Annotated in this window: 23 protein-coding genes and 1 tRNA gene; 20 read left to right on the top strand and 4 right to left on the bottom strand. The window is 27.2% G+C overall.

Going from position 1 to position 24,204, the window contains the following annotated elements; all coding sequences use genetic code 11:
* Positions 1-4: 4 nt before the first annotated feature.
* From JRV97_RS08755 to JRV97_RS08740, 4 genes are read left to right on the top strand one after another with little or no spacing between them, the layout of a single operon-like run.
* A complete protein-coding gene (locus JRV97_RS08755; RefSeq protein WP_280998103.1) occupies positions 5-682 on the top strand; it encodes a MazG family protein in 678 nt (225 codons plus the stop codon).
* Positions 682-1,713 (top strand): peptidyl-prolyl cis-trans isomerase, encoded by a 1,032-nt coding sequence (locus JRV97_RS08750; RefSeq protein ID WP_280998102.1) that lies wholly within the window; start codon positions 682-684, stop codon positions 1,711-1,713. Before JRV97_RS08755 ends, JRV97_RS08750 begins: the two co-directional genes overlap by 1 nt.
* Positions 1,694-2,002 carry a metal-sulfur cluster assembly factor gene (locus JRV97_RS08745; protein WP_407081546.1) on the top strand — a complete coding sequence of 103 codons (309 nt, stop codon included), beginning with the start codon at positions 1,694-1,696 and terminating at the stop codon, positions 2,000-2,002. Before JRV97_RS08750 ends, JRV97_RS08745 begins: the two co-directional genes overlap by 20 nt.
* Positions 1,999-2,826 (top strand): N5-glutamine methyltransferase family protein, encoded by an 828-nt coding sequence (locus JRV97_RS08740; protein WP_280998100.1) that lies wholly within the window; start codon positions 1,999-2,001, stop codon positions 2,824-2,826. Before JRV97_RS08745 ends, JRV97_RS08740 begins: the two co-directional genes overlap by 4 nt.
* A 68-nt stretch (positions 2,827-2,894) precedes the next feature.
* Here JRV97_RS08740 and ileS read toward each other — a convergent pair whose 3' ends face one another.
* The 3 genes from ileS to JRV97_RS08725 are packed head-to-tail and all read right to left on the bottom strand — an operon-like array spanning position 2,895 to position 8,789.
* Positions 2,895-5,645, bottom strand: a complete 2,751-nt coding sequence (gene ileS / locus JRV97_RS08735; protein WP_280998099.1) for an isoleucine--tRNA ligase — start codon at positions 5,643-5,645, stop codon at positions 2,895-2,897.
* 15 nt (positions 5,646-5,660) lie between these two features.
* A complete protein-coding gene (locus JRV97_RS08730) occupies positions 5,661-6,017 on the bottom strand; it encodes a response regulator (protein WP_280998098.1) in 357 nt (118 codons plus the stop codon).
* Between the two features lie 18 nt (positions 6,018-6,035).
* Positions 6,036-8,789: a sensor histidine kinase gene (locus tag JRV97_RS08725; RefSeq protein WP_280998097.1), complete on the bottom strand. Its 2,754-nt coding sequence runs from the start codon at positions 8,787-8,789 to the stop codon at positions 6,036-6,038.
* A 157-nt stretch (positions 8,790-8,946) separates the two neighbouring features.
* Between JRV97_RS08725 and JRV97_RS08720 the strand changes: the two genes are divergently transcribed.
* From JRV97_RS08720 to JRV97_RS08690, 7 genes are read left to right on the top strand one after another with little or no spacing between them, the layout of a single operon-like run.
* Positions 8,947-9,795 (top strand): YitT family protein, encoded by an 849-nt coding sequence (locus tag JRV97_RS08720; RefSeq protein ID WP_280998096.1) that lies wholly within the window; start codon positions 8,947-8,949, stop codon positions 9,793-9,795.
* A 27-nt stretch (positions 9,796-9,822) separates the two neighbouring features.
* Entirely contained in the window at positions 9,823-11,040 is a 1,218-nt protein-coding gene (thiI, locus tag JRV97_RS08715; RefSeq protein ID WP_280998095.1) for a tRNA uracil 4-sulfurtransferase ThiI, read from the top strand.
* Positions 11,040-11,807 carry a lysophospholipid acyltransferase family protein gene (locus JRV97_RS08710; protein ID WP_280998094.1) on the top strand — a complete coding sequence of 256 codons (768 nt, stop codon included), beginning with the start codon at positions 11,040-11,042 and terminating at the stop codon, positions 11,805-11,807. Before thiI ends, JRV97_RS08710 begins: the two co-directional genes overlap by 1 nt.
* Positions 11,807-12,358, top strand: coding sequence for a bifunctional nuclease family protein (locus tag JRV97_RS08705; RefSeq protein WP_280998093.1), 552 nt, complete (start codon positions 11,807-11,809; stop codon positions 12,356-12,358). The genes JRV97_RS08710 and JRV97_RS08705 overlap by 1 nt, the downstream gene beginning before the upstream one ends.
* Positions 12,336-13,193, top strand: a complete 858-nt coding sequence (locus JRV97_RS08700; protein WP_280998092.1) for a polyprenyl synthetase family protein — start codon at positions 12,336-12,338, stop codon at positions 13,191-13,193. Before JRV97_RS08705 ends, JRV97_RS08700 begins: the two co-directional genes overlap by 23 nt.
* A 2-nt stretch (positions 13,194-13,195) precedes the next feature.
* On the top strand, positions 13,196-15,751 hold the full coding sequence (locus tag JRV97_RS08695; protein ID WP_280998091.1) for a hypothetical protein: 2,556 nt from the start codon (positions 13,196-13,198) through the stop codon (positions 15,749-15,751).
* Positions 15,733-16,947 (top strand): tetratricopeptide repeat protein, encoded by a 1,215-nt coding sequence (locus JRV97_RS08690; RefSeq protein ID WP_280998090.1) that lies wholly within the window; start codon positions 15,733-15,735, stop codon positions 16,945-16,947. Before JRV97_RS08695 ends, JRV97_RS08690 begins: the two co-directional genes overlap by 19 nt.
* Before the next feature lie 3 nt (positions 16,948-16,950).
* On the opposite strand, the gene JRV97_RS08685 is transcribed toward JRV97_RS08690, so the two are convergent.
* A tRNA-Gly gene (locus JRV97_RS08685) sits at positions 16,951-17,026 on the bottom strand.
* A gap of 51 nt (positions 17,027-17,077) precedes the next feature.
* On the opposite strand from JRV97_RS08685, the gene lgt reads away from it, so the two are divergent.
* The 9 genes from lgt (at position 17,078) to JRV97_RS08640 (ending at position 24,202) form a co-directional block, all read left to right on the top strand.
* Positions 17,078-17,953, top strand: a complete 876-nt coding sequence (gene lgt, locus JRV97_RS08680) for a prolipoprotein diacylglyceryl transferase (protein WP_280998089.1) — start codon at positions 17,078-17,080, stop codon at positions 17,951-17,953.
* A 32-nt stretch (positions 17,954-17,985) separates the two neighbouring features.
* On the top strand, positions 17,986-18,348 hold the full coding sequence (locus tag JRV97_RS08675) for a cupin domain-containing protein (RefSeq protein ID WP_280998088.1): 363 nt from the start codon (positions 17,986-17,988) through the stop codon (positions 18,346-18,348).
* A gap of 12 nt (positions 18,349-18,360) precedes the next feature.
* A complete protein-coding gene (locus JRV97_RS08670) occupies positions 18,361-19,110 on the top strand; it encodes a TatD family hydrolase (RefSeq protein WP_281001051.1) in 750 nt (249 codons plus the stop codon).
* Positions 19,111-19,458: 348 nt separating this feature from the next.
* The gene (locus JRV97_RS08665) at positions 19,459-19,767 is read left to right on the top strand and encodes an STAS domain-containing protein (RefSeq protein WP_280998087.1); all 309 of its coding nucleotides are present in this window, start codon (positions 19,459-19,461) and stop codon (positions 19,765-19,767) included.
* A gap of 11 nt (positions 19,768-19,778) precedes the next feature.
* The gene (locus JRV97_RS08660) at positions 19,779-20,003 is read left to right on the top strand and encodes a hypothetical protein (RefSeq protein WP_280998086.1); all 225 of its coding nucleotides are present in this window, start codon (positions 19,779-19,781) and stop codon (positions 20,001-20,003) included.
* Between the two features lie 13 nt (positions 20,004-20,016).
* A complete protein-coding gene (locus tag JRV97_RS08655) occupies positions 20,017-20,643 on the top strand; it encodes a hypothetical protein (protein ID WP_280998085.1) in 627 nt (208 codons plus the stop codon).
* A 5-nt stretch (positions 20,644-20,648) separates the two neighbouring features.
* Positions 20,649-21,437 (top strand): ABC transporter ATP-binding protein, encoded by a 789-nt coding sequence (locus JRV97_RS08650; protein ID WP_280998084.1) that lies wholly within the window; start codon positions 20,649-20,651, stop codon positions 21,435-21,437.
* Between the two features lie 211 nt (positions 21,438-21,648).
* A complete protein-coding gene (locus tag JRV97_RS08645; RefSeq protein WP_280998083.1) occupies positions 21,649-23,148 on the top strand; it encodes an ABC transporter substrate-binding protein in 1,500 nt (499 codons plus the stop codon).
* Between the two features lie 46 nt (positions 23,149-23,194).
* A complete protein-coding gene (locus tag JRV97_RS08640) occupies positions 23,195-24,202 on the top strand; it encodes an ABC transporter permease (protein ID WP_280998082.1) in 1,008 nt (335 codons plus the stop codon).
* The last annotated feature ends 2 nt before the right edge of the window (positions 24,203-24,204 follow it).

Genomic DNA, 24,204 nt, shown 5'->3' with positions numbered 1-24,204 from the left:
TACTATGAAAGAATTAGAGAATTTTAAAAAATTATTAGAGATAATGGAAACTTTACGTTCAGAAAATGGTTGCCCGTGGGATAAAAAACAAACTCATGAAAGTTTAAAGCCATATGTTATAGAAGAAGCTTATGAATTAGTTCATGCCATTGATAGCAAAGATAAAAATTATTTAATAGAAGAATTAGGAGATGTTTTGTTGCAAGTGGTTTTTCATTCGCAAATAGCAAAAGAAAATAATGATTTTACTATTAATGATGTCATAGAAAAGTTAAATGAGAAATTGGTTAAAAGACATCCACATGTTTTTGAAAGCAAAGGTGAATATTCTTACGAGCAATGGGAAAAATTAAAAGCTAAAGAAAAAGGAAAAAAAGAATTTTCAAAAATAGGAGAGTATAATCCTGGTATGCCTCCTTTAATGAATCTAAGACGATTAATTGAAAATTCCTTATCTGTAAGTTATGATCCATACGAAAATGAGGATATTATAGATTTATTAATTGATGACTTAAAAAATATAAAAAATGAAAAATCAAATAAAAGATATAATATTGATTTTTTAACACATTTGATATATTTCTATGTTAAAAATAATATAAACATAGATTCATTAATTTCAAAAGCAGCAAAACATTTTATTGAAGAATATAAAAAAAATGAAGGTGGGGAGGATTTATAATGAGAAAAACTTTATTGCTGGTATTCATATTATTATTCGTTTTTACTTCTTTTGCTATTGTGAAATACGAAGATCTCGAGGCTAAAACTATAGCTGTTATTAATGGAGAATCAATAAATTACGATTATTTTCAATCACAGGCCAAAACACTTGAAATATTGAGAAGTATAAATAAATTAAATAATACTTTTTATAAAATATTAGTTGGAAGTACTGAAGGAAATAGTGTAATTCAAAAATATGAAAAAACAAAATTAGATAAATTAGCTGGAGAAATTTTATTTATTCAATTTACAGAAAAAATTAAAGGTTTAGATTTGAAAAGAAATGAATTATATAATTCTATAAAATCCCAAGTTGAGAGTATTTTTAATTCCTCAAAACTTTCAGAAAATGATATTTTGTTATATTTAATATCCAAAGGTTTTGAAAACAAAGAACAATATATTTATAATATATATCATGATAAACTGTATCAACGTGCTGTTTCTGCAATATACCAATATCTAATTGATAATGTAACAGTTTCAGAAAATGAGATTAGAGATGAATATGATAAAAATAAAGATAAATATTTTAAACCGCAAGCTGCTGATATTAAACTCGTATTATTAAATTCTTCTGATGATGCATCATTGGCTTATCAAAAAATAATTGATGGATACTATACATTTGATGATATTTATAAAAATAAAATTTCATCGAATGAAGCTACAATGATGAGAGTAAATATTGATAATGAACAAAGTGATTTTCTTAAAACAATTAGATCATCATTTCCGGGAGCTATATTAAAACCTATGAAATATAATAATGATTCTTATGCTTTAATAAAAATAGAAAAGAAATATCCAAAAACTCAAATGACGTTTGAAGAAGCAAGGCCTGATATAATTAAGAATTTAAAAGATGAGAAAGCTAAAAAATTATTTGATAAGTTAGTTTCTTCAGATTTCCAACAATTCAAAAATGATTCTGAAGTTATTATAAATTCGAAATATTTTAAAGGAGATGAGACAAATGGTAACTAAAGAACAAGTGATGGATGCATTAAAAAATGTATATGATATGGAAGTTGGATTTGATGTTGTTTCATTAGGGCTTATCTACGATGTTAATATAGATGAAGAAAATAACGTACATGTATTAATGACATTAACAACCCCTATGTGCCCTTTAGCAGGATTCATAACTGAAGATGCAAAAAATAAAGTGGGTTCTATTGAAGGAGTTAATAGTGTTAATGTTGAATTAACTTTTGATCCACCATGGGATCCTTCAAAAGCTTCAGATGAGGTAAGAACAATTTTAGGAATATGACATTAAAAGAAATTATCAAGGAATATAAAAATATTTTTATTAAAAAGGGGATTAATAATCCCCTTTATTTTGTTGCAAAAGTAATTTCTGAAATAGAAAACATAAATCTTTCCAATATTTTAATAGAAAAAGATTTTATTATTTCTGAAAATACATTAAATAAATTAAAAAAAATTATTTTGGATGACTATCCACTTGAATATATAACAAATAAAGTTATTTTTTATAACTATGGATTTTATGTTGATAACAACGTACTAATACCAAGAATAGAAACTGAAGATTTAATAAATATTGCAAAAGATATAATAATAAAAAATAATTATAAATATATCATGGATATAGGTACTGGAAGTGGAGTTATTGCTATTATTTTAAAAAAAATATTTTCAGACTCTACAATTTATGGAGTGGATATTTCAAAAGAAGCATTAGAAGTTGCAGAAAAAAATGCTAAAAATCATAATGTAAATATAAAGTTTATACAAAGTGATATTTTTGAAAATGTCCCTAATAATATACTTAATAATATAGAGTTTATTGTATCTAATCCTCCTTATGTAGAAAAAGATTTTTTTGATAAAAATTCTGCTTTAAAATACGAACCCAAAATAGCCCTTGAAGCTGGTGAAGACGGTCAAGATTTCTTTTATAAACTATCAAATAATTATCCTGAAATCTTGAAATCCAAACACTTTTTATTTGAAACAACAGAGTTTAATATAGATAAAACTGTTAAAATCTTATCTAAATTTGGTATTATAAAAGTTTATAAAGATTCATTCGGGGTAAAAAGATTTGTTGAAAAATTACCAAATAAATAAACTTACTTAAAAATATTTATTTTAAAAAAAGTGCTGCTTATAATGCAGCACTTTTTATATTCTTTATATTATTTTAGTTTTTCTAATACATTGGCACATCTTGGACATGCATCTGGATATTTTTCATTTTTTCCAACTTCTGGATGAATTTTCCAACATCTTTCACATTTTTTACCTTCAGCTTTTACTACTTTTATTTTAGCATATTCACCTTCGTATCCTTCATCAACTGTTCCTAACTCAAATTGAGAAGTAATAAATAAGTCTGCTACAAAATATGGATCATATGCGCCTAATATTTCTTTTAATTCTTCAGATTTTGGTTCAACAATTATTTTAGCATCTAATGGATGACCAATGAATTTTTCTCTTCTCTTTTCCTCTAAAGCTTTAGTTATATCTTCTCTTAATTGGAATATTTTATTCCATTTTTCTTCTAATCCTTTATCGAAATATTTTTCATTAACTTTTGGCCATTCTTCTAACTGAACAGTTTCATATTTTTTAGTTGGTAAATATGAATAAATTTCTTCTGTTGTAAATGCCAATAATGGAACCATAAGTTTTGTTAATGCTACTAATGCTTCGTACATAACTGTTTGAGCTGATCTTCTTAATCTTGATTTTGGTAGTTCTGTATATACCCTATCTTTTATTATATCTAAGTATATAGAGCTCATCTCTACTGTACAGAAGTTACTTATTAAATGGTGAACTCTGAAAAATTCATATTTCTCATAGGCTTCAGTAACTTTTTCTATTAATTGATGAATTTTCATTAATGCCCATTTATCCAATTCTTCCATCTCTTCATAAGGAACTGCATCTGTTTCAGGATTAAAATCTGATGTATTACCTAATAAAAATCTTATGGTATTTCTATATTTTCTATATACTTCAGTTTGTTGTTTTAAGATATCGAAGGATACTCTAATATCTCCTCTATAATCACTGGAAGCTACCCATAATCTTAATATATCAGCACCATATTGGTCTATAACATCAAATGGGCTAATGACGTTACCTAATGATTTTGACATTTTCTTTCCATCTTTATCCTTAATAAAACCATGAGTTAAAACTGTTTCATATGGAGCAATTCCATTTTTTGCTACAGATAAGAATAATGAACTTTGGAACCAACCTCTGTGTTGATCAGTACCTTCTAAATATAAATCTACAGGATATTTTTTCAAATCATCTCTAACATTTACTACAGCATCCCATGATGATCCAGAATCAATCCATACATCTAAAATATCTTCTTCTTTTTTGAAATGTGTCCCGCCACATTTTGGACACTTGTATCCTTCGGGTAAGAAGTCTTCAACAGGTCTTTCATACCATGCATTTGTTCCTTCTTTTTCTACTATATTAATTACATTATCTAATACATTAGGATCTAAGAATGTTTCTCCACAATCTTCACAATATAATGCAGGGATTGGGATTCCCCAAGCTCTTTGTCTGGATATACACCAATCTGGTCTATCTTGAACCATTGCAGTAATTCTATTTTCTCCCCAATCTGGAATCCAATTTACTTTTTTAATTTCTTTTAAAGCTTTTTCTCTTAAATTATTTTTATCTACAGAGATAAACCATTGCTCTGTTGCTCTAAAAATAACAGGGTTTTTACATCTCCAACAATGTGGGTATGAATGTCTAATATCTGTTTGAGCAATTAAATGGCCAGATTCTTTTAAATCATTTATTATAATTTTATTACCTTTCCAAATGTGCAACCCTTTATATTTTCCAGCTTCTTCTGTAAACACACCTTCATGATTTACAGGTGATAAAATTGGAAGGTTATATTTTAAACCCGTTTGATAGTCCTCAGCACCATGACCGGGAGCTGTATGAACACATCCTGTACCATCTTCAAGAGTTACATAATCAGCTAATACTATCAATGATTCTCTATCCATAAATGGATGTTTTGTTTTTTTGTATTCAAGTTCTTTACCTTTAAATTCATCCACTATTTCATATTCACTAACTTCAGCAACCTTTAATAAATTATCCAATAGTCCTTTTGCTAAAATCCATTTTTCTTCTCCTACTTTTACCTTTACATAATCAAAATCAGGATGAACAGCTATTGCAACATTTGCTGGTAATGTCCATGGTGTTGTTGTCCATATAACAACAAAAGTATTTGGTTCATCGATCATTTCAAATTTTACATATATTGAATGAGAAGTATGATCATGATATTCTATTTCTGCTTCAGCTAAAGCTGTTTCACAACTTGGACACCAATATATAGGTTTTTTATTTCTAAATACATTTCCATCCTCTACCATTTTTTTCAATATTTCCAATACCTTAGCTTCATATTCTGGTTTTAAAGTAACATATGGATTTTCCCAATCTCCTCTAACTCCAAGTCTTTTGAATTCTTCTTTTTGAATATTTACAAAGTTTAAAGCATAATCTTCACATAATTTTCTTATTTCAAGTTTTGACATTGTTTTTGCTTTTTCACCTAAATCCGTAGTAACCTTGTGTTCAATTGGAAGCCCATGTGTATCCCATCCTGGTACATACGGAGCATTATATCCTTGCATTGTTTTATATTTAACTACTATATCTTTTAACACTTTATTTAAAGCATGCCCTAAATGAATATGTCCGTTTGCATATGGAGGTCCATCATGCAAAATATATGTAGGAGCATTTTCTCTTTCTTTTCTAACATAATGCTCAAGATTCATTTCTTCCCATTTTTTTAATGTTTCTGGTTCTTTGTTTTTTAAATTTGCCTTCATCTTAAATGATGTTTTGGGTAAATTCAACGTATCTTTATAATCCAATGTAAAGCACCTCCACTAAATTTGTAAAAGTCTATTTATAGTATCTTTGAATTCTGTTAAATCTAAAGATTTTACCACATAAGCATCTGCTGCCCATGATGCCATATCACTCTTATAATGGCTATAAGCTGTCATTAAAATAATCTTTTTATTTGGATATTTTTTTCTAATTTCTGCAGCTAATTCCAAACCATTCATTTCAGGCATTTCTATATCCAATGAAATAATATCAAAGTTTTGATCTTTTGACAAAATCTCTAAAGCTTTTTTTGCACAATTTGCTTCAACCACTTCATGACCTATATCTTCTAATTCTTCTTTTAATAAAAGCCTAATATTATCTTCATCATCGACAATTAATATTCTTGCCATGTTAACCCCTCCCAAAAATTAATTTAAAGGTAATTCAAACCTAAAAATAGTAGACTGTTCATCTGATTTTACTAAATAAAGTTTACCTTTATGTTCTTCTTCTATTATTTTTTTACAAATAGGTAATCCTAAACCTGTTCCTTGAACCTTTGTAGTAAAAAACGGCGAGAAAATTTTGTTTTGTTCTTCTTCCGGAATAGGAACCCCATTATTTTCAATCTGAAAATAAACGTAATCATTTTCAATACCTGTTTTTATATATATATAATTTTTTTCATTTGTTGCTTCAATTGCATTTTTAATTAAATTAATTAGCACTTGCTTTATTCTACTTCTATCACATTTTACATCTATTTTATCAAACATTTTTTCAAATTTCAACTCTAAATTTTTTTGATGTAGAAAATCTCTATACATCAATATAATTTCATTAATCATAGAGTTTATATCAATATATTCAAAAGTAGGTATTCTACTCCCTCTACTAAATTCCAATATTTCAGAAACAATACTTTCCAAATGCGATAATTCATCCATAATAATATGAGAATATTGTTTTATTTTTTCTGGTTGATCTAATTTTTTCATCATTCTATTAACAAATCCACCAATTATAGTTAAAGGATTTTTTATTTCATGAGCCACCCTGGCTGTCATTTCTCCTATCGCTGCTAATTTTTCCCTTCGAGCGATCTCTTTTTCCATTTTATAATTTTCTGTAACATCATCAAAGGTAACAATAACTCCTTCTATTACATCCAGATCTCTATTCCATAAAGGAGCTAATTGAATGTCAAAAACTTTCTCTTCATTACCCTGATATATTACATATTTTGGCATCTTCATTTCTTCTCGTGTGAAAAAAATACTTTCTATAGAATTAATAACATCTACTCCTAATTTTTCTTTTAATATTTCCGCACTTTCTCCAACAATTTGTTCTCTGCTTTTGTCAAAAAATAACTCTGCTTTTTTATTCCATTCTAAAATCTTTCCTTTTCTGTCTATAACAATTACAGCAAGTGCAAGGTTTTGTAAAATATTTTCATTAAATCTTCTATAAAAATCTATCAAATTTTTTTGTTCTTCCAAAGATTTGGTTTTATCTTTCAATTCTTCGTAATTTTCAATAGTTTCTATTGAAAGTCCTATACTATCTTGAAATAATCTTAATATTTCAATATCAACAGAAGTAATTTCCTGACCAGTAAATTTGTTATCTGCTATAACTACACCTTTTGTTTCCCATTTCCCAGTTATTGGTATAATTACAAATTCATCATATTTTATTATGTCATAAAGATATTGAAGCTCATCATTTTTCAATTTAATCATTTGTGGAACAACATGAATTATATGCTTTTTCGTTACAGCTCTTTCTAAAATTGTTTGACCCTTATACACGATTATTTTATTTTTTACATTTTGTGTTAATTTGTTATTAGAAGGTAACTGTATAGCTTCTTCTCTTAAATACTGAACAATATCTCCATATTTTAATGCTCTTTTATTTGCCTCTTTCCATATAGCTTCAACATTTTCATCGTCAGACGGTCCAACCCAAATTTTCGGAATTAAAATACCTCGAGTTCTATCTCTTTCAAGATATAGTGCTCTATTAAACTTCAATCCTCTAACACTTGTTAACCCCATTAACATTATTTTTACTGCATTGTTTTTATCAAATGTTGATCTAACAGCCTGACTGATTTTATGTAATGAATTCAATTTATCCAGATGTTCTCTTTGGATTTTAATTAAATTTTCGTGGTTCTTTTTTAATGTAATTAATTTCTCAATCTCATCTTTTAATTTATCATAAAGATATATTCTACTCAATGCCAATCCTAATCTTCTTGTAATATTTCTCAGTGAAGATAAATCAAAATTATCAAAATGCTTATATGGTCTGAATCCAAATCCTTCTTTACGATTATATACACTTACTATGCCATATTCAATATTATCAATTATTATTGGCGCATAGAGTGCTGATAATATTTCAGTATTAAGCGGAACATCAAACTTTTCAAATCTACTCTTTCCCACAACCAAAAATGGTTTTTTATTTTTTTTACATAGTCCTTCAAGCGAAAGTGTATCGTCCAATATATTTTTTTTGATATCTTCTTCTGAAAAACCTATATATTCTTTTAAAATTAATTTATTCCCTTCAATTTTCCATAATAATAGTCCCTGAGCATGTAACATGTTTTTTATTGTTTCCATTGTTCTTCTCATCAGAGTATTTTCATCAAGAATATTTTCAAATAAATCCGTAATTTCTTCTATATATTCTAATCTATTTCTTGTTTCTTCTAATACAAGAAATTCCATCGTTAATTTTAATATGATTCCGTAACTTTCTGTTTCATTATAAAATTCTTTTAATTTTTCTCCTTCAAATTCATCTGGCACACCAAAAGCACCTATTAATGAACCATTTAAAACAATTGGCATTAAATAAATATTTTCTACATTTAGACATTTCAACTCTTCATATTCATCTATTGTAATCTTACGTGTTTTTCTTTCCATTAAGTCTTCATATAATCCTTTATTATCAGGAAAATATATTTTAAATTTCTCAACAGCTTCACAATTTTTTGATGCGCCCAATAATTTAATTAAATTTCTTGGAGGTTCATGAATAAATATAAATATATCTCTATTAAATTTTTTCGACAAACTTTTTGCTGTATCATTTAATATTGTTTTTAATAAATTTGATGGTTTTTCATTAGAAAAATTTTTTAATAATTCATTTATCATATAATCACTCCTCAATGAAAAAAGCAGAAAATTTTAGAAAAAACATTATAACTATTTATATTATACTATAAAAATCAAAAATTTTTAACAATAATACCCGTAAATTAAAATTATTTTGATATAATTAGTTATAATTAATTTGAAAGGAGACTTTGAATTGAAAAAAGAAACTATAAAGGAACTTTTTTTTATTACTTCTGGAACCTTTATTAATGCTATAGGTTGGACTCTATTTTTGATTCCATGGAAAATTGTGGGTGGTGGATTAAGCGGAATAGGTACAATGATTTATTATGTTACTGGAATCCCAGTAGGTATAAGTTATTTATTAATGAATATAGTCTTATTATATGCAGCAATGAAAATAATTGGGAAATCATTTGGGTTTAAAACTATATATGGAATAGCAAGTTCAAGTTTTTTTATTACTTTTTTACAAGGTTATTTCCACTCTCCAATTATTTATGATGAATTTTTATCAACCGTAATTGGAGGTATATTATTAGGAACTGGGATTGGAATCGTATTTTTGGCCGGAGGCACTACTGGCGGCACGGAAATAATTGTGATGATCATAAATAAATATAAAAATGTTAGTCCAGGAAGAACCATGTTTCTATTTGATATAATAATTATTGGTAGTTCAATTTTCATTTTTGGTTCTTTTGAAAAAATTATATATGGTTATGTAACTATGGCAATAGCAGGATATGCAACCGATCTTGTTTTAGAGGGTAGAAAGTCTTCTGTTCAATTATTTGTTTTTTCTGAATCCTATGGTTATATTGCAGATGAAATCACAAAAACACTTGGAAGAGGCGTTACCGTCATACAAGGTACAGGATGGTACACAAAAGAAAATAAAAATATTATTTTAACTATTATAAAAAGAAAAGAACTACCTATTGTTTTAAAAATTATCAAAAAACATGATAAAAATGCATTTATTTCAATGTCTTCTGCAGCAGGAGTTTTTGGACAAGGTTTTGAAAAATTAAAAGTATAGTATAATATACATAGAGGAGGAATAAAAGTGTATGATTTTGTTGTGATAAAATATAGTGAAATTGGTACAAAGGGCAAAAACAGAAAAGTGTTTGAAAGTAAGCTAATGAATAACATAGTTCTTCAATTGAACCATAAAGTAAATGCTAAAAAAATATACGGAAGAATTATAGTAACTCCTAAAGAAAATGAGAAAATAGATGAAACTATGTTAAATTCTTTAAAAAAAGTTTTTGGTATTAAATCCATATCTCCAGCTATAGAAGTAAAAAAGGATTATGAAGATATAAAAAATAACATAATAAAATTATTAAAAAACAAAAATATAATTTCTGGTTCCTTCAAAATAGACGCGAGAAGAACCGATAAATTTTTTCCTATTAGAAGTTTCGATCTAAATAAAAATCTTGGTGCAGATATTTTAAAAGAGTTTCCAAATTTATCTGTAGATGTTCATAATCCAGATTATTTAATTAGAGTTGAAATTAGACATGAAGTATCCTTTGTTTACTTTGAAAATATAGAATGTTTCGCAGGATATCCCGTTGGCGCCGGAGGAAAAGCAAGTATAATGCTATCTGGCGGAATTGACAGTCCAGTTGCTGCATGGATAATGATGAAACGTGGAATGAAATTAAATGCAATTTCTTTTTATAGCCCCCCAAGTAATAATGAAAAAACAATAATGAAATTAATTGAATTAAGTAAAAAATTGAGTGAATATTACCCATTTAAATTTTATCATTATATTATACCTTTTACAGATGTTCAAATTGCAATTAAAAATTTAAATGTGGAAAGTTATTCTTTGATTTTACAAAGAAGATCCATGCTAAGAATAGCTTCTAAGTTAGCTAAACATACCAACAGCCAGGCTTTAATCACAGGAGAAAATTTAGGCCAGGTGGCTTCTCAAACATTGGAAAATATGATAACCATATCAGACGCAACTAATATGTTAATTTTAAGACCTTTAGTGGGATATGAAAAACTGGAAATAGTTAATAAATCTCAAGAAATAGGCACTTATGATATTTCAATATGGCCTTATAAGGATAGCTGTGTAGCATTTTTACCTAAAAATCCTGCTACCAAATCTTACAGTGATAAATTAAAAAAATATGAGGAAAGAATAAATGATTTAGAAAAACTAGAAAATGATGTTTTAAATAAGAGTTTGGTTTATGTAATAAAAAATGGTAGAGTACTCGAAAATTATATTTTTTCTGATAATGAGGTGTTATGATGAAAAAAATAATTTTTTATATACATACCATTTTATTAACTATATGGTTTTACATAGGTTTTTTAGGATATGTTGTAATATACGGTTCTATAGTTTTATTAATTTCAAAATTATTGAAATTAATAAAAGGAGAAAACATTTCAGAGAGATATTTAAGGAAAGTGGTTTATAATTTTGGTAAAAGATCTTTTAAATTAATGGGAATAAAAGTTGATGTGGAAAAAGAAATAGACTTGAGAGAATTAGAAAACAGCCCTTATATAGTTGTAGCAAATCATCAAAGTTTATTTGATATCCCCCTAATTATAGGATATGTTCATCCTGTTGGGTTTATAGCTAAAAAAGAATTAGAAAAAGCTCCAATTATATCTTCTTTTATTAAATCATTAGGTTCAGTTTTTATTGATAGAAAAAATCCTTCTCAGGCAGCAAAAGCTTTAAGGGAGTTAAGAAAAAAATTATTAGAAGGCAGAAAATTAGCACTTTTCCCTGAAGGAACAAGAACTTTAGATGGAAATGTAAAAAAATTTAAAAAAGGGTCTTTAATGATACCCTATAGATATGGTATTAAAATAGTCCCTGTTTCTATTGATGGAACTTATTATATGAATAAAAAAGGTGAGCATTTAATAAAGCCTCATAAAATTAAAGTTAAAATATTTAAAGCAATAGATCCTAAAGAATACGAAAATGAATCTGATTTAATAGACTATGTATACAATTTAATTGCTTCTGAAGTCAATAAAGATAAAAAGGAAGTGATTTGATGTTAAAAAAAGTTGATGTGATAACAATGGGTTTAGATAAAGTTTCCAATTCCCCTGTTGTTTTTTTACGAATAGAAAACACACATATAGGTCTTCCAATATGGATAGGAGCTTGTGAAGCAACTTATCTAGCCCTGGCTATTAATGAGCAAAAAACTCCAAGGCCATTAACTCATGACCTTTTACTGAATATATTAGAAAATGAAGGATATTCTTTAAAAAAAATAGAAATAAATAACATGGAAAATGATATATATTATTCCAACATTTTCCTTGAAAAGGATGATAACGAAATAGTAATTGACTCAAGACCATCTGATGCATTAATATTAGCTATTAAAAGTAAGATACCCATATACGTTAAAGATAAGTTAGCTATCGATAATGGAATAGATATATCTTTTATCCCCATAGAAGACCATGATTCCGAAAATGAGGAAAATAAAAGAAAAGAATTCAAGGAGTTCCTGGAAAATTTTGATATTGATACTATAAAGAAGCATTTTTTTGATGAAGGGAATGAAAATAATGAAAACGATGAAAATAAGTGATTTTAAAAATTTATTTGATAAAAAATCTCATTCTTTTTTTGAATCTTTAGATTTATCTAATCTTTTAAAAACTTCACTGGAATATTCTTTTTTTTCTGGAGGAAAAAGATTACGCCCATGGATAATTTACAATATTGGACGATATTATGATATAGATGAAGAAAAACTTCTTAAAATAGGTTTTGCAACTGAAATTATTCATACGGCCTCATTAATACACGACGATCTACCAGCCATAGATAATAGCAACTATCGTCGTGGCAATATGTCAAATCATAAAAAATTTAGTGAGTGGAGAGCTATTTTAACAGGAGATCTGGGTTTTATTTTACCCTTTAAAATATTTGCAGAATTTGATGATAATGAATCGAGATATTTAAACGCTTTTTTTTCTGAAACAATATTAAACCTAATCGAAGGTGAAACTTTAGATGTAGCATTTGAGAAAAATATAATCAAACCAACAAAGTCAGATATAGAAAATATGTATAGAAAAAAAACCTCGGCACTATTTGAATTTTCCTTTGCGTGTTCACCATTATTGTTAAATAAAAAAGAGGAATTCAATTCTTTAAAAAAAGCAGGTAAGAATTTTGGAATAGCTTTTCAAATTTATGATGATTTAAAAGATATATATGGAAATTTCGAAGATGTTGGAAAGGATTTAAATAGAGATGAAAACAAATTTACATTCTTAAAAATCTTATCTCCAGAAAAAGCTAAAATTTATGCCAATAATTTATTCAGTGAAACAATTTCAATACTTTTAAGCCTAAAATTTATTGACTTTATTGAAGAATTACAAAAAATAAAATCCTTAATTGAAAGGAAATGAGAATGGCTAAAAAAGAAAAGAAAAAAGAAAAAAATAATGAGCTAAAAAAAGAGAAAAAGTTCGATTTAAGTAAATTGTTGGGAATCTTTAAAAAGGTTAAATTTAAAAAAGCAGAAAAAGGAAAAAAAATAAACTTAAAAGAGATAATAAATAATATTAAAAACTTCAAGCAGCTTGAGAAAAAGAAAAAGATAGTGTTGCTTGGAGGTTTTTTGCTTTTTATCATATTAATTGTTGGCATTATTTTCTTTATTCCTCGTTTTACTACAAAAAGATTAAAAATCGAAAAAGAAGCTAAATCTGCTTCTATATCAGATTTATTTTTATATGTTCCTCCAGATGCTTTTCAATATAAAAAAACTTTTACAATAAAACCATTAAAAGAAAACTCAGCAGAATATCAAAATTTAAAAACTATGGGGAACTTTTATGGCCCAATTTATGAAATAATCCCAGATGATAAAAAAGAAGAATCATCTTTAAAACCTATTAAAATCAAATATAGAATTCCCATGGATCTTTATTATGGTGATAATTTTAATAATTTCTCAATTATTTATGCTTCAGATGATAATCCACCCATAATAAAAAAATTACCAGGATGTGAAATATATAAAGATGAATCATTAGGTTCATATGTTGTTCAGGCAAATACCTTTCATTTTTCAAAATTTGGATTATATGTTGATCCTAGTCCCAAAGAAGTTTCTTTTGGTTTAAAAACATTAATAGATAAGCCACCTTCTTTAGAACCTGATTTGTTATTAGTACCAGGTATAGATAATAACTTTCTTGGTTTTATACCCAACACACAAACCATAAACAATATATATGGAGAAAATGTATGGAGTTTATATTTCCCTAATAGAACCATATGGTATTATAAATATCCATTATTGGAAACAAAACCCAAAAGTTATATGGATGCGTTTTTTGGATATTATATCAGAACAGGGTCAAACAGCTATCTTGAATTTGAAGCTGAACGTTTTGCTTCAGAACTAAAGGCTAAACAAAATAAACAATTCGACATAATAACTCAAGGTATTGGAAGCTTAATTGTTCGTTATGCTTTAGAAAAACATCCTGAGATTAAAAATGTTAGAACTATCAGTATGTTTTCACCACCAAACAAAGGAATAAATACAGTTAATCCAATTTATTATAACGTTATTTATAAAAAAAGTCCTGAGGTTATAGAATTAACCTATGGACTTAATAAAGAAGAATATAACTCTTTGTTTTTAAACATTTCATCTAAAATCGAACTTATTTCTTCATATTATAAAGAACTATTACCAGATTCTAAATTTATTAAAAAAATAAATTCATTAGAAAGAAGAAAAGATATTAAATATTATATTTATACTGGCACTATACCAGATATTACTATCCATATAAAAAATACTAAATTAGCTACCTTTTATCCTGAATTTATTAGCGGATATGGTGACGGTTTGGTTACAATCGACAGCGCAAAACTTGATGGTGCTAAAATGTATACATTTAAACTGCCATATAATAAATTGTTTTCTGATAACAATGTTCTAAAATTGTTACAAAAAAATCTTTCTTATGGAATAGAGAAAGTCAATATACCAGAAATTAAAGATGATAACTTTCCAGAAAACAAAAAAGAACTCTCTAAAAAAATTATTACTGAAGAAAAGAAAAAAGAAGTTATTTCTGAAATCTATAAAAAACCTATAAAATATCAAAAAGAAAATTTATTAAATTTTTCAGAACAATTACTATATTTAAATAATATTACATATGGAAAAATTTATAATCTAAATGGTAACGTCCTCTTGATTACAAATAAAGGGATTTTTGATCTGGATGGAAAAAATATTTTGAATAAAAAAACCTTAGGTAGTTTAGAATATAAAAACAGACTATATGTCACAACAAATGATGGCGTTTATGCTATTGACAATAGTTCACATGAATTTATCAAGATTAGAAACATTGATTTTGATATTCATGATAATGTTTTTTATTTACCGGAAATAAGAAAATATATTTATGTTGATTACGCTGATGGACTGGCTAAAATTTCCGAGAATGATCAACTTATTGACACTAAAAAATTGTTTATTGGTTTAAAAGTATTAAATAATGACTATTATATAATTTTAGGAGACAAAATATTAAAAAGAAAAGATGGACAATGGAAAACTGTTGTAACTAAATCTGGAATTGAAAGTATAATAAAAAAAGATATTGATTATTTTGTAGATTATTTTTCACGCTCCTACTACATATACCTTCTAACCTCAGATTATAAATTATTGGTATATGATACAAAAAATTCAAAGGTTCAAATTCTTGGTGACAGCGATGTTGGAAAACTAAAAATGTTAGAGAATAATGATAAACTATGGATTTTTGATAAAAACTATATTACATATATTGATATGAAAAACAAAGTATTTCCTGGTGAATATCAAACATTTAACAAGTTAGACATTATTGATGTTACGTATTATGATAAAAATTCATTCTTAATTTTTATAAAAAAAGATGGGGGATTTGAGTTATGGATAGCTCATTATTAAAAAAAATTTTTTTAATTCTATTTTTACTATCAATATTGTCCTTATACAGCCAGACATTTCTGGATAAGGCAGAAGTATATTATTTTAACGGAAAAAGTGCTTTTCAAACTGGTGAATATAAAAGCGCCGAAAGATTTTTTGAAGAAGCTCTAAAACTTTCCGCTGAAATTGAAATAAAATATCCTGATATTAGATATATGCTGGGTTGGACAAAATTTTATTTAAAAAAGTATAAGGAGGCAAAAAATTATTTAAAAGATTATGCAAGTGATCCAAAAGTCGCACTTGCTCTAAAAAGCATAGAAGAAGGAAATATTCAGGAAAACTTACATTTTGAATCTTTAAAAATAAAATCTTCATTACCAGCTACTGAAGCCACTACAAATAATAATTTGAAGATTGGTTGGTTTTATTACATATTAGTTTCATTCGTAATATTTTTCGTTGTAGCAGTTATGGCGTTTTTAATTTACTTTTTTATTCTAAAGAAATATTCATTTGGTAAAAAAGTAACAGAAGTTAAAACTATCGAAGAACCTCTCGAACTCGAAGAAGTTGAGGAAGAAGCTTCTATTCCTGTGGAAGAAATACTTGAAGTAAAAATAGATGAGTTAGAAGAACTATGGAATGAATATGAAAAAATGAAAAAGAAAATGGATATAGATGAAAGTGAACCCATTGAACCTATTAATGTTCCAAATAATCAATCCGTTGAAACTGTTGAAACTAATCTGGAAGAACTTGATGTTAATTCCTTATTAGAAGAATCTTTACCTGAAGAAAATAAAGATATTAATATAGATATCGAAGATGTTTTAGAAGAAGAAAACGTAATTCCAGAAAATACAGAAGAACATTCCGAAATTGAAACTAAAAATGCAAACGAAAGTGAAATCGAAGAGGAAATTAAAAACGAAAATGATAATATTGAATCTTTTATAGAAAATGAAAAAATGGATAATTTAGATAATATAGAAACTATTAAACCAAATATAGATGTAATCACAAAATATAATAAAATTATGTCTGAACCAGAAGGAGCTATAATTGTTTCAAACGTCAAAGGGTTAGAAAGCTTGGAAAAAATCGATGAAGAAGTAGCAAAGAAAGGTGGAATTTTTTCAAAAGCTGATTTACACGCCATTTTTAAAGAAATCTTTGCCGATAAGAATAGGGATCACCTTATGATAGAATAAAAATGGAGCGGGCGACGGGACTCGAACCCGCGACCCTCAGCTTGGGAAGCTGATGCTCTACCAACTGAGCTACACCCGCATCGGTTATTTATTATATCATTTTTCGAAAAATTTTTCAAGGGGGTACTTTATGCAAGATAAACTATTTAAAAATGTTTTTATCATTTCTACATCTTTTATTTTACTTTTGATAATTTTTTTATTACCTGGTGTATTTTCTGGCAAGATTATTTTAAATCCTGTATTATTAACCTTAGGAAATTTACAAATTAGATGGTATGGACTACTTATAGCAACAGGAGTTTTTCTTAGTTTTTATCTGGCTAACAATACTGCAAAAATGTGGAATATTTCCGAGGATGATTTATCTACAGCTGTTATAATAGGAATTGTCTTCGCAATTATTGGCGCTCGATTATATTATGTAACTTTTAATTGGGAAATATATTCCAAAACACCTTCTGAAATATTTAAAACATGGCATGGTGGGATGGCTATACATGGTGGAATTTTGGGAGCTTTATTATCAGTATATCTTTATACCAAATTGAAAAAAAATATAACTTTTAGTTTTTTAAAAGGGTTAGATTTAATGGCTCACGTATTACCTTTGGGACAGGCAATTGGAAGATGGGGAAACTTTTTTAATTACGAAGCTTACGGTGGTCCTACAAACCTTCCGTGGAAAATGTATATTCCAGCTCCATATAGAATGCCAGGATATGAAAAATTCGAATATTTTCATCCTACATTTTTATATGAATCAATATGGGATTTAGGAATATTTCTATTTTTATTTTATTATGCAAGAAATAAAAAGAAATTTGATGGAGAGATTATTTCTTTATACCTAATTTTATACTCTGCTGGAAGGGCATGGATAGAACTTTTAAGAACAGATTCATTAATGTTCGCGGGAATGAAAGTTGCTGTATTAATTAGTATTTTATTTATATTTATTGGTATAATAATGTATTTTACGCTAAAAAAATATCAAAGAAATTAAAATTTATAAGTCTTCTGTTGAGGAGGTAGATTATGGAAAAAGCTTATATTGGAAAAGCTATGGATGTTGAACCAATTACATATGATGACGGTGGTAAAACTGTAAAGGGGGCACATAAAAGGGTTTTAATTGGAAATAAGTTAGGTGCTCCAAATTTTGTTATGAGATTATTTACTTTAGAAAAAGATGGTTTTTCCCCAAAACATACACATAATTGGGAACACGAAGTATTTGTATTAAAAGGTAAATTAGAAGTATTTAATGGTGAAGAATACATTGTTGCTGAAGAAGGAGATTTTGTTTTTGTTCCGCCAAATGTTGAACATCAATTTAAAAATATTAATGATGGTGAAAGTCAATTTATTTGTGTAATTCCAAAAAGTGGAGGGGAATGATAATTGAAATTAGTGGACACACATTGCCATTTAAATTTAATAGACAATAAGAATGAAATAATTAATTCATTTGAAAAAGAAAATATGGAATTTGTAATAGAAGTTGGAATAAACGTAGAAAACTCTTTTAAAACTGTAGAGTTAGCTAATTCTTATGAAAATATCTATTGCTCAGTAGGCATCCATCCAAATGATTCATCTAATTTATCAAATAAAGATTTTGATACAATTAAGATTCTTGCACAAAATGAGAAGGTTATTGCTATTGGGGAAATAGGTTTAGATTATTACAGGGAATACACATCTAAAAAAGATCAGTTTTCTTCATTTATAAATCAAATTCAAATAGCTAAAGAATTAAACTTACCTTTGATTTTACATATAAGAGAAGCTTACGATGATGCATTTAACATATTGATTAATGAAGGATTACCAGATAAATTGGGTGTTGTACATTGCTTTTCTGCTGATTGGAAAACGGCCAAAAAGTTCTTAGATCTTGGATTTTATATTGGTATTGATGGTCCTATAACCTTTAAAAATAATAATACATTAGTAGAAGTTGTAAAAAATACACCTATTGAATATATATTACCAGAAACAGATTCACCTTTTTTAACACCAGTTCCTTTTAGGGGAAAGAAGAATAATCCTACATATGTGAAATACGTAATACAAAAAATAGCTGAAATTAAAAATATGAATATAGAAGATACTTCACAAATTTTAGTAGAAAATTCAAGAAAAATATTTGATATTTAACAACAAAAAACCTCCTGAAAAGGAGGTTTATATTTCAGTTTGTAGACAAAGTACAAAATAAAATAATCAAAATAATATTTGTTCATCCAGTGAAAATTCTTATTCCTCAAAAATGTTCATTCTCGCCTGTCACGAAAACTCACATTCATGTTCGGTTTCGCTCAATTTTGCATCCATGCAAAATTGCCAGGCTTCATTCACATTTTTTCGGGAATTTTCAAAGATTCACTCATATTATTTTTTTATATTTTATTTTGTCAACGGTTTGTAATATAACCTCCTGAAAAGGAGGTTTTTGTGATATGATATAATATATATTGAAATTATTTTTAATTAATGAGGTGATTTATGAAAATAATAAAAGTACAAAGAAATAAGATTTATACAGTTAAAATTATTGGAGAATTTACATTGTATGATATTCATGATTTTGAAAATGAGGTTAAGCCTCTAATAACCAAAAAGGATATAAATACAATAATTATGGATTTTAGAGAATTAATAACAATTGATAGTACTGGAATAGGACAGCTTATTTCCCTTCAAAGAAAATTAAAAGAAATGGGAAAAGAGTTAGTTCTAATAAATATGAATGAAAAAATTAAAAAATTGTTCGCATTATTAAAGCTCCAAGAAGTTTTCAATATCAATAAATAAGGGGTGTTTTTATGAAAATATTAATTTTTTATGCTGCTATTTTTATAGCTATTTTAGGTGTCTTTTTTTCACAAATACCAATATTACCAATAGTTTTAGAGGCATTGGCCGCTGTTGTTTTTTCCATGGTATTTGAAAAAGGTAAATGGTTATATCTAATTATTTTCTTTGCTATATTTGTTTTAATAATTACAAATTATATTCCAGATTTTAATTTTGTTCTAACGATAAAATAATGAGGTGATTATAATGATAAAAACTATAAGATTTGTTTTTGAAAAAGAATTTAGGCAAAGATCATATTATTTAATATTTATTTCTATATTACTTTTTTTACCAAATGATTTAGGAAATTTATTTGCAGTTGTTTTTGCTTCTACATTATTGACACGAGAGATAGAAAATAAAAATTATTCCTTAATTGCAACTTTGCCTATATCCAGAATGGATTTTTATTTATCATATTATATATTTGGAGCAAGTTTACTCTTTTTTTCAAAAGCTTTATATTTTGGAATAACAAAAAATTCGGATTGGATGGGTTTATTTGGAAGTTTATTGTTTTTTGCTTTTTTTTATAGTTTAAGCGTATTATCTTCAATTAAAGGTTTAGGTGGAATATATATACCTATTTCTATTTGGTTAGTAGATTTATTCTTAAAATCTAATGATATGATAAAAAATTATAGTTTGGTTACTCAAAAAAATATATTTATAAATCTTATCTCACTATTCTTATTTTTTTCTGTAATGATAATTTTTCATTTTTCTGATTCATCTAATTATACAAAAAATAAAAATAAATTATTTACTATTATTGGTCTCATTTTTGTCTTAATAATTGTAGCATGGCTAATTACAAATTCATTGAGGTGATTAATATGATAGAAGTTATAAATTTAGAAAAATCATATGGACCAAAACCAGCACTAATTGACGTTAATCTTACTATTAATCCCGGAGATATATATGTATTAGTTGGGCCAAATGGTGCAGGAAAAACAACTACATTAAAATGTATATATGGAGATTTAAAACCAGATGAAGGAAAAATTTTAATAAATGGCAAAAAATTAAATAAGTTTAGAAAGAGAAATATAACTGTTTTATTGGAAGATAGAATTACATTTAAAGGTTTATTTCCATATGATTATGCAGAATTATGGAAAATATTATATCCAAATTGGAATGATAAAAAATATAAAGAATTAATGATGGAATTTAATTTACCAATAAATAAACCTGTTCATACTTATTCTTCAGGTATGAAAACATTATTTTATATAATTTTAATGTTTGCTTCTCAGCCCAAAATAATGATTTTAGATGAACCTACACAAAATATTGATCCAGTTAAAAAAGATAAAATTTTAAAGATGCTAAAAGAATTTGTTTCTAATAATGAAAATATGGTAATAATGTCTACCCATCATATAGAAGAAGTAGAATTAATTGCAACAAGATTTGCTATAATAAATTCTGGAAAAACTACGTTTGAAGGAAATATAGAAAAAGCATTATCTGCTCATAAAATTGTTAAACAGAGTGAAATGACAGAAGAAATGGAAATAATAACCCCTTTAGATGACGGAATTTTAGTAAAAACAGACGAAAATATAGGAAGAGCTCCAGATTTTAGAGAAGTTGTATTAGGATATTTAAAAAAATAATAATAATATTTAATTTATAAAATTCTTTGTTTATAAGCATTTAAATACATTTAAAGTGCAATTTCAAGTGAAATTGCACTTTTTTATTTTTCCCTCTTGTAAATAAGATATTTTTTGTGTTATAATATGATTATAAAAAAATAAAGTTTGTTAAATTTTACATTTCAGTAGTATTATTTTTACATACATCATTATATAAGGGAGGGATAGTATGAAGAAAGTTTTACTTGTTTTATTGTTAGTTGTTTCTATTTTGGCTTTTTCATCAAAAGTATTAGTTGTTGGTACAACTGATAAAATTAGGACATTAGATCCTGCAAAATGTTATGATTATTTTTCCAGTAATATTTTGCAGAATGTATTAACAGGATTAGTTGATTATGAAGTAAATACTTCTAATCTCATTCCATCGTTAGCAGAAAGTTGGGAAGTTTCTCCTGACAGTTTAGTTTACACATTCCATCTTAGAAAGGATGCTAAATTCGAGGATGGAACTGCTATTGATGCTTCTGTTATGAAATATTCTATTGACAGAGCTATGAAATTAAATGGTGATCCTGCATTTTTATTAACAGATATCGTTGATAGCACTAAAGTTGTTGATAAATATACATTCCAAATTAAATTGAAATATCCATTCTCTGCATTTTTATCTGTTTTAGGATATACTGTAGCATGGCCTGTAAACCCAAATTTATATCCTGAAAATGCATTTTATGAAGGAGCTCCTTCTTCATCAGGACCATACAAAATTGCTGAATGGATAAGAGATGTTAGAATTGTTTTAGAAAAGAATGATAAATATTTTGGGCCAGCACCAAAAGTTGATAAAGTTGTTATTACATTCTATGAAAGCGCTGCAACTTTGAGATTGGCTTTAGAAACAGGTCAAATTGATATTGCATTTAGACATTTAGATCCAAGGGATATTTCTGATCTTGAAAATAATCCAAATATTAATGTTATAAAAGGTAGCAGTCCTCAAATAAGATATTTAGTATTAAACACAAAACAAGCTCCATTCTCAAATCCTCTTGTAAGGAAAGCTATAATGTATGCTGTTGATAGACAGAGAATAGTTGATGATGTATTTGTTGGATTAGCTCAACCATTATATTCAATGGTTCCAATGGGAATGTGGAGTCATGAAGATATATTCCCAAAAAGAAATTTAAGAGCGGCAAAGAGATTACTACAACAAGCTGGATATTGGACAGATAAGCCATTAACAATAGACTTATGGTATTCACCTACACATTATGGTACAACTGAAGCAGATGTTGCTCAAGTATTAAAAGAATCATTAGAAGAAACAGGTATTATAAAGGTTAATATTAAATATGCAGAATGGTCAACATATGTAGATTATTTCTTAAATGGTACAATGGGATTATTCTTATTAGGTTGGTATCCAGATTATATTGATCCAGACGATTATTTATGGCCATTCTTAAGTGTAAATGGTGCAAAATCAATGGGGAGCTTCTATGAAAACCCAACAACAGAAGCTGTTATGAAAGCTGCAAGAGTTTGTGTTGATCAAAATACAAGATCAGATCTTTATGATCAAGTTCAAAATCATTTAGTTGTAGACGTTCCAAATATTCCATTATGGCAGGGTGTTGCAGTAGTTGCTACACAAAAGAACATAAAAGGTGTATTATTAGAACCTACACAAATATTTAGATATTATCTTATTGAAAAGAAATAATAATCTCCCCGCCAAATGGCGGGGTTTTTAAAAGAGGTGATGACTGGTGTCCTTAAAAGATTACATACTCACAAGAATTTTATTAGCAATCCCTATGATGTTTATACTATTGATTGTTATATTTTTTGTTCTTAGAATAATACCAGGAGATCCTGTTCTTGCAATTTTAGGGGGTAAAGCTCCACAGGAAGTTATAGATCAAAAACGTCATGAATTAGGATTGGATAAACCAATCATAGTTCAATTTTTTGATTATGTTGGAGATTTATTGAAAGGAGATCTTGGTAAATCCACTTTAACTTCAAGACCAGTATGGAATGAAATAAAAGATAGATTTCCAGCAACAGTAGAATTAACACTGTTTGCATTTTTAGTAGCAGTTCTGATTGGTATTTTCTGGGGCGCTGAGGCAGCGGCGCATAGAGATGGGATATTTGATGTTTCTGCAAGAGTATATTCTGTTTTTATATATGCTATTCCTGTATTTTGGTTTGGTTTAATGATGCAATATTATTTTGGAATGGTTTTAAGATGGCTACCTGTTGCAGGAAGATTATCACCTATCGTATCTCTCGATACCAAAACAGGATTTTTCTTACTCGATTCTATAATAACATGGAATTGGGAAGCATTTATTGATGTTCTAAAACATTTATTAATGCCTGGTATTACGCTTGGGTTGGTAATTTCAAGTATTTTTTTAAGAATGGTGAGAAATAACACTATATTGATGTTATCTCAAGATTTTTCTACTGCTGCAAGAGCACGTGGAATAAGCCAAAGAAGAGTGTTATATAAACATGCATTAAGAAATGCAATGGTTCCTATATTAACAGTAATGGGACTTCAATTAGCTATATTATTAGCAGGTGCGGTTTTGACAGAAACAACATTTTCATGGCCAGGATTAGGAAGTTATTTGGTTATGAAAATAAGGTATAGAGATTTTCCTGCTATACAGGGAACAATTGTATTTTTTGCGTTTTTTGTCATAGTTATTAGTATTGTTGTTGATATAATTAATGCACTTATAGATCCAAGAGTTAGATATTGAGG

Source organism: Marinitoga aeolica, assembly GCF_029910535.1.
GTDB classification, from domain to species: Bacteria; Thermotogota; Thermotogae; order Petrotogales; family Petrotogaceae; genus Marinitoga; species Marinitoga aeolica.
Note: the sequence above shows the minus strand (reverse complement) of the source record. Positions and strands in the feature narration are given on the sequence as shown.

What these genes read in the sequence shown, in the direction of transcription:
- JRV97_RS08755 (WP_280998103.1), top strand. Translation starts at nt 5, where the DNA reads ATGAAAGAATTAGAGAATTTTAAAAAATTATTAGAGATAATGGAAACT.
- JRV97_RS08750 (WP_280998102.1), top strand. Translation starts at nt 682, where the DNA reads ATGAGAAAAACTTTATTGCTGGTATTCATATTATTATTCGTTTTTACT.
- JRV97_RS08745 (WP_407081546.1), top strand. Translation starts at nt 1,694, where the DNA reads ATGAGACAAATGGTAACTAAAGAACAAGTGATGGATGCATTAAAAAAT.
- JRV97_RS08740 (WP_280998100.1), top strand. Translation starts at nt 1,999, where the DNA reads ATGACATTAAAAGAAATTATCAAGGAATATAAAAATATTTTTATTAAA.
- JRV97_RS08730 (WP_280998098.1), bottom strand. Translation starts at nt 6,017, where the DNA reads ATGGCAAGAATATTAATTGTCGATGATGAAGATAATATTAGGCTTTTA.
- JRV97_RS08725 (WP_280998097.1), bottom strand. Translation starts at nt 8,789, where the DNA reads ATGATAAATGAATTATTAAAAAATTTTTCTAATGAAAAACCATCAAAT.
- JRV97_RS08710 (WP_280998094.1), top strand. Translation starts at nt 11,040, where the DNA reads ATGAAAAAAATAATTTTTTATATACATACCATTTTATTAACTATATGG.
- JRV97_RS08705 (WP_280998093.1), top strand. Translation starts at nt 11,807, where the DNA reads ATGTTAAAAAAAGTTGATGTGATAACAATGGGTTTAGATAAAGTTTCC.
- JRV97_RS08700 (WP_280998092.1), top strand. Translation starts at nt 12,336, where the DNA reads ATGAAAACGATGAAAATAAGTGATTTTAAAAATTTATTTGATAAAAAA.
- JRV97_RS08695 (WP_280998091.1), top strand. Translation starts at nt 13,196, where the DNA reads ATGGCTAAAAAAGAAAAGAAAAAAGAAAAAAATAATGAGCTAAAAAAA.
- JRV97_RS08690 (WP_280998090.1), top strand. Translation starts at nt 15,733, where the DNA reads ATGGATAGCTCATTATTAAAAAAAATTTTTTTAATTCTATTTTTACTA.
- lgt (WP_280998089.1), top strand. Translation starts at nt 17,078, where the DNA reads ATGCAAGATAAACTATTTAAAAATGTTTTTATCATTTCTACATCTTTT.
- JRV97_RS08675 (WP_280998088.1), top strand. Translation starts at nt 17,986, where the DNA reads ATGGAAAAAGCTTATATTGGAAAAGCTATGGATGTTGAACCAATTACA.
- JRV97_RS08665 (WP_280998087.1), top strand. Translation starts at nt 19,459, where the DNA reads ATGAAAATAATAAAAGTACAAAGAAATAAGATTTATACAGTTAAAATT.
- JRV97_RS08660 (WP_280998086.1), top strand. Translation starts at nt 19,779, where the DNA reads ATGAAAATATTAATTTTTTATGCTGCTATTTTTATAGCTATTTTAGGT.
- JRV97_RS08655 (WP_280998085.1), top strand. Translation starts at nt 20,017, where the DNA reads ATGATAAAAACTATAAGATTTGTTTTTGAAAAAGAATTTAGGCAAAGA.
- JRV97_RS08650 (WP_280998084.1), top strand. Translation starts at nt 20,649, where the DNA reads ATGATAGAAGTTATAAATTTAGAAAAATCATATGGACCAAAACCAGCA.
- JRV97_RS08645 (WP_280998083.1), top strand. Translation starts at nt 21,649, where the DNA reads ATGAAGAAAGTTTTACTTGTTTTATTGTTAGTTGTTTCTATTTTGGCT.